Below are 246 nucleotides of genomic sequence, written 5' to 3' on the forward strand. Positions count from 1 at the left end.
GATCTAGTCTTAGACATTTCGAGCGGTGACGGGAAAAAGTACACAACTTACCTATTTGCTGGCGGTGCTGTTGGTTATGCTCCGGGAATGCCTAAAACACCAACGGAAACAGATCGAAACTCACTAAAAGGTGAGGACATTCTGATCAATCGTAAGAAGTTTATTATGCATCCACGTGGTTTCAAATGGACTGAAGCTGATGTTGCTAAAGAAATGCCTACATTCAAAGAGTTAGCGAGCGCAAAG

General features: G+C 43.1%; 1 protein-coding gene. It reads left to right on the forward strand.

Annotated elements, in window-relative coordinates; translation table 11 throughout:
- On the forward strand, positions 1-246 hold a 246-nt coding region (locus tag R2R70_RS22315; RefSeq protein ID WP_410979245.1), incomplete at both ends, for a hypothetical protein.

It is taken from the genome of Cobetia sp. SIMBA_158, assembly GCF_046566945.1.
GTDB classification, from domain to species: domain Bacteria; phylum Pseudomonadota; class Gammaproteobacteria; order Pseudomonadales; family Halomonadaceae; genus Cobetia; species Cobetia amphilecti.